This is a genomic window from uncultured Dialister sp. (assembly GCF_900538805.1).
Lineage (GTDB): Bacteria > Bacillota > Negativicutes > Veillonellales > Dialisteraceae > Dialister.
This window is the reverse complement of the sequence record NZ_UPZP01000021.1, coordinates 21,338-27,337: the sequence shown is the minus strand read 5'-3', so window position 1 is coordinate 27,337 and position 6,000 is coordinate 21,338. Positions and strand designations below refer to the sequence as shown.

At 54.5% G+C, this 6,000-nt stretch carries 2 protein-coding genes; both read right to left on the bottom strand.

Annotated features, from left to right (window positions below; translation table 11 throughout):
* Positions 1 to 802: 802 nt before the first annotated feature.
* Positions 803 to 3,646: an isoleucine--tRNA ligase gene (ileS, locus tag QZQ29_RS03460; protein ID WP_296959703.1), complete on the bottom strand. Its 2,844-nt coding sequence runs from the start codon at positions 3,644 to 3,646 to the stop codon at positions 803 to 805.
* Positions 3,647 to 4,509: 863 nt separating this feature from the next.
* Positions 4,510 to 5,874: a PTS ascorbate transporter subunit IIC gene (locus QZQ29_RS03455; protein WP_296959701.1), complete on the bottom strand. Its 1,365-nt coding sequence runs from the start codon at positions 5,872 to 5,874 to the stop codon at positions 4,510 to 4,512.
* Positions 5,875 to 6,000 lie beyond the last annotated feature (126 nt).

Sequence of the window (6,000 nt, the reverse complement as noted above, 5' to 3'; positions counted from 1 at the left end):
TTAAGGTTACCCTTTTTTAAGAAAAAACAATAAATTTCTTCAAAAAAAAGACTTGACATATGACCAGAATACTGAGCCGTAGGCGAAGAATCTCGGTACATGCCGCATTTGAGACAATCGGCGATAAATACCAGTCGGCGGGAAGGCATGGACACGCCCTTTGGGCGTAAGGGTTCAAAGGGTTCAGAGGGTGTGGTATCGCCTTTGGCGATGAGTATATGTGCCGCCTGTCGGCGGCACACACCGTTATAACCGTTACTGTCATAATCTCCATTGCCGCAGCTGCCCAGTACCCATAGTGCCCCCGGCTTCGCCGGGGGAAAGGTGGTGGCGCCAGCCACCAAAGGAGGCCCGCCGGAATGGTAAACATTACCTATGTCTCATTGTTTCCTCAGCACTCTTTGCACCTTGAGGGGCCATAGGGTGTACGAGGCAGAGCGTCGGAGTGATACTCTATCTTAGAACTGACCGCCAATCGGCGGCCTTATTCACTTTGTGTGTCATTTCTCCGCTTGACATCGTACACCCCTGCGCCACTTCGTGGCCCTCTTCCCCTCAAGGGGACGCAAGAATTTGTGTTGCTTCCTTTTGTCATCATTTCTCCCTGTAACATTCTGCCGAATCAGCCACCTTCGGTGGCTATCCCCTATCCGGCTGCGCCGGACTTCCCCTTGAAAAGGGGCAGAATAAAGCTCTCTATGCTCCCATTCAGAGACATGGAACATAATTCCCCCTCCCAATCAAAAAAAGACCGCCTCTCAGCGGTCTTTTTTGCTGCCCTTTGCAGGGTCATCCTATGCTTTTATTCTCCCATTTCTTCCAGTACATGGGCGCAGCGGGCGCATACGTGGGGATGAGCGGGGTCGCTGTCAACGTCAGGTGTGCGTTTCCAGCAGCGTTCGCATTTTTCCAGGGTGCATACGGCTACGGAGCACTTCACGGTGCCTTCTTCGTTGGAAGAAGCGCCTTCCGGTGCGTTTTCGGTGCCTTCAGCAATTTTTGCCTGGGAAACGAGGCAGAAGTCGGCCAGTTCTTTTTCCATGTCCTTGAGAACCTGGAATTCTTCGCCGTCGGCGTAGACAGTGACTTCGGCGTCCAGGGGATGGCCGATGGTCTTGGCCTGTCTTGCTTCTTCCAGGGCCTTGGTGACCACGCTTCTCACTGCCAGCCGTTTCTTCCATTTTTCATCCAATGCCTTGTCCAGGTACTTTTCATTGACCTTAGGCATGTCGGACATATGGACGGACCATTCTCTTTCTTCCTTGTTCGGAAGGGCCTGCCATACTTCTTCGGCAGTGAAGCAGAGTACCGGAGCCACCAGACGTACCAGGGTGATGAGGATTTCATACATGGCGGTCTGGGCGCTTCTTCTGAGTTTGCCATCTGCCTTTTCGGTGTAGAGGCGGTCCTTCAGGATATCCAGGTAAATGGAGGAAAGGTCCACGGTGCAGAAGTTGTGGACTGCATGGTACATGACATGGAACTGGTAGTCGTCATAGGCTTTGAGGACGGTTTCCTTCACCTGTTCCATGCGGAGCAGTGCCCAGCGGTCCAGTTCTTCCATATCTTCATAGGCCACGCTGTCTTTCTTCGGGTCAAAGTCGTAAAGGTTGCCCAGGAGGTAGCGGAAGGTGTTTCTGATTTTTCTGTACACGTCGCTCATGGACTTGATAATTTTGTCGGAGAGGCGGACGTCACCCTGGTAGTCCACGGAGGAAATCCAGAGGCGCATCACATCGGCGCCGTATTTGTTGATCACGTCCTGGGGAGCCACCACGTTGCCTACGGATTTACTCATCTTGCGGCCTTCGCCATCCATGGTGAAGCCGTGGGTGAGGACTGCCTTGTAGGGAGCATAGCCGTTAACGGCCACGGAGCAGAGGAGGGAGGAGTGGAACCAGCCGCGGTGCTGGTCGGAACCTTCCAGATAGAGGTCGCAGGGATATTTCACGCCTTCCCATTCCTTGTGGGGGTTGCGGAGGACACCGTTCCAGGTGGAACCGGAGTCGAACCATACGTCCATGATGTCCTTTTCCTTATGGAAATGGGTGCCGCCGCAGTGGGGGCATTTGAATCCTTCCGGCAGCAGTTCTTCGGCGCTGTGGGACCACCATGCGTCGGTGCCTTCTTTTTCTACGATTTCTTCGACCTTCTTCATGGTTTCCGGTGTGATGACCCATTTGCCGCAGTCATCGCAGTAGAAGGCAGGAATCGGCACACCCCAGGAGCGCTGGCGGGAAATGCACCAGTCCTGGCGGTCGCGAATCATGTTGTACAGGCGGTCATGGCCCCAGGAAGGAATGAAACGGGTGTCGTCCACTGCCTTCAGTGCCTTGTCACGGAAGTCGTTGATGGAAGCAAACCACTGCTCTGTGGCTCTGTAGATGATGGGGTTCTTGCAGCGCCAGCAGTGTGCGTACTGATGGTGGATAGATTTCTTGCCAAGCAGCATGCCTGCATGGGCCAGAGCGGAAATGACGGGTCCCTCTGCTTCCCAGATGGTCTTGCCTTCCAGGCCCAGACCTGCTTCCGCGGTCATGTGGCCCTTTTCATCCACCGGGCAGATAATGGGGAGATCCAGTTTGCCCTTATTTCTATAATCCTGGCATACTTCAAAGTCGTCCACGCCATGTCCCGGAGCGGTATGAACGCAGCCGGTGCCGGCATCCAATGTGACATGGTTTCCTTCCAGCACATAAGCCAGCCGGTCCAGGAGAGGATGATGGAAGGTGGCCAGTTCCCATTCAGCGCCGGTCATTTCGCGGCCTACGAATTCATAATCCTCCACCTTGCATTCTTCCAGCGCCTTCGGTGCCAGCTCCTTGTTCATGAGGTAGTATTCATCGGCTGCCTTGTTGTGCACCCATACATAGGTGAACTTCGGGTTCACGCAGATGGCTTCATTGGCCGGAATGGTCCAGGGGGTGGTGGTCCAGATAACGGCGAAGAGCTTTTCCTGCGGCACCCCTTCCGGAGCCAGGCCCTTCAGGTCCACTGCCGGGAATTTCACATAAATGGAAGGAGACTTTCTGTCCTTGTATTCGATTTCCGCTTCAGCCAGCGCGGTTTCGCAGTGAGGGCACCAGTACACAGCCTTCTTGCCTTTGTAAATATAGCCCTTGTTGGCCATTTCACCGAAAACTTCCAGTTCCTTCGCTTCCAGATGGGGATCAAAGGTGACATAGGGATGGGCAAAGTCGCCGACAACGCCCATGCGGATGAAATCGGCCTTCTGGATTTCAATCCACTTCTTGGCATAGGCCAGGCACTTTCTGCGGAGTTCCAGAGGCGTCATGTTGGCCCGGTCTTCGCCGGAATCCTTCAGTACCGCATATTCGATAGGAAGTCCGTGGGTATCCCAGCCGGGGATATAGTTGGACTCAAAGCCTGCCATGTGCTTGTAGCGGACGATGATATCCTTCAGGGTCTTGTTCAGTGCATGGCCGATATGAATCTTGCCGTTGGCATAGGGAGGTCCGTCGTGGAGAACGAAAGTGGGCGCGCCGTCCTTTCTTCTCTTTTCCAGGCGGGCATGATACAGGTCATGTTCCCTCCAGAATTCTACAAAGCCCGGTTCCTTCTTCGGAAGGTTGCCGCGCATGGGGAAATCCGTCTGCGGCAGATGTAAAGTCTTGCTGTAATCCATTTCTATTCCTCCTATGGAAATCGGAGATTTCCAAAATAAAAAATTCCCGCCCGCAAGGGGCGAGAATCAATTTCCCGTGGTACCACCCTCATGACCTCTCGGCCACTTGGTACAGTTAACGATGTCCCGTCAGGGCTTTTCTTCCCTGAAGCTCCGAAGTGATCCTTCCGCATCCTGAACGCTCCCTTTCACCAGACGGGAGCTCTCTTTGGAATCAGCCCATGCGAAACGTCTTCATCCACGCCTGTCAGTATTTTTATATTGTACGTTTTCGCATACAGTAAGTCAAGGGGTTTTACGCCCTTCGGGCGCAAAAGGTTCTAAACCAAAAGGTTCTTAAATTGGACAGCCCCTGCGGGTCTGAGGGTTCAAAGGGTTCAGAAGGTTCAAAGGGTTCAGAGGGTGGTGGTATCGCCTTCGGCGATAAGTATGAAGTCAGCGTTACGGGATTTACCGCCGGGCACAGTCATTCTGAGCCTCCGGCGAAGAATCTCGGTACATGCCGCATTTGAATCAATCGGTGATAAATACCGGTCGGCGAGAAGGGTTGTGGTAAAAGGTTCTTAAGATGGACCGGCCTTTGGCCGGAGGGTTCATGGACACGCCCTTTGGGCGTGAGGGTTCAGAAGGTTCAGAAGGTTCAAAGGGTTCAGAGGGTGATGGTATCGCCCTACGGGCGATGAGTTTTATAGCCGCTCCGCGGCTGCCGCCAACAGGCGGCATATATAATGTCCCTCTGAACCAGCCCGCTCTGTGGGCGGAACCCATCGGTCAGTGCGTCAGCACATGACCGATAGAACCCGGGCGCCGAAGGCGCCTGAACCCTCTTGCTTTCAGGAATACCGTCAAGTACCGCCAATGACTCAATCATCCTCATCCTGATTGATGACCCGGTTCTTTGTCTTTATGAAATTCGGCGCCACCAGCACCACCAGCACCAGGGCCATGAGGCCGTAGATACCGACGGTACCCAGGAAACGGTAGGCCATGGAGAGAACCATGCCCACCACGTTGAAGTCGAAGTCGCCGAAGGTGGTGTTCTTGAAGCCCAGTCCTTCAAACACAGGAATCAAAAGGGCCGCAGCAAAGGTGATAAGGAGGCCGTTGGTGAAAGCCCCCAGGGCCGCGCCCCTCCGCCCGCCGGTGGCATTTCCGAAAATGCCTGCTGCAGCGCCGCAGAAGAAGTGGGCCACAAGCCCCGGAACGATGAGGACGCCGCCGGCAAAGCCAAGAATCAGCATGCCCAGTACGCCGCCAATGAAGGAGGATACGAAGCCCAGCACCACCGCCGTGGGAGCATAGTTGAAGAAAGCCACGCAGTCCACCGCCGGCACGGCATTGGGGATAACCTTTTCCGAAACGCCCTTGAAAGCAGGAATGAGGTCGCCCAGCATCATGTTGATGCCGGCGCTCACCACCGCCACGCCCACCGCAAATTCAAGGCCCGCCATGATGGCGAAGATAACCGGAGACATGCCGTGGGAAATGGTGGATACATAGTCGGAGCCCGCCGCAAAGGCGGCCAGCAGGAAGAACACAATCATGGTGAGAGCGGTGGATACGGTGGTATCCTTCAGGAAAGCCCATTTCTCTGGGATTTCCATGGTTTCGATATTATCCTCCGCCTTACCGGCCTTGGACCCTGCCCAGGCGGAAATATAGTAAGCCAGGCTGCCGAAGTGGCCCAGGGCAATGTGGTCGCCATGGGTGACGCGGTTCGTATATTTCTGGCCGATGGCAGGGGAAATGGAACTCCATGCGCCCAGAAGGAAACCTCCCGCCAGCACCAGCTCCACGCCGGACAGACCGATGGTACCCAGCACCGCAGAAAGGAGGCAGGCCATGAAGAAGCTGTGGTGCACCGTGAGAAACACATATTTGAACTTCGTCAGCCGGGCAATGACCAGGTTCATCATGAGCCCCGCCACCAGGATAAACATGGTTTCCGTTCCCAGAAGGCGGGACGCCGACGCCACGATGGCTTCGTTGCTCGGCACCACGCCGGTGATATGGAAGCCCTCATGAATCATCTCTCCCAGGGGCTCCAGATTCGCCACGATGATATTGGCTCCTGCCATCATCATGATATACCCCAGCACCGGCCGGAGCGTCCCTGTCAGCACCTTGTGAAAAGGCTTTCGGAGCGCCATGAGGCCGATAAAAGAAAAGAGCCCCACAATCAGCGCCGGCTGCTTCACCACATCCAACAAAACATCCAGAATACCCATGACTTACCTCTCTGCTTTCCTTCCTTTACATATGTATAGTAAATAAAACAAATTAGATTTTACGCTTTTATGCCATGGCAGTCAAGAAGAAAAAGGCGCGGCTTCGCCGCAGGTTGTGAAGAAAGG

Coding starts and splice junctions, on each gene's coding strand:
- ileS (WP_296959703.1), bottom strand. CDS start 3,646: ATGGATTACAGCAAGACTTTACATCTGCCGCAGACGGATTTCCCCATG.
- QZQ29_RS03455 (WP_296959701.1), bottom strand. CDS start 5,874: ATGGGTATTCTGGATGTTTTGTTGGATGTGGTGAAGCAGCCGGCGCTG.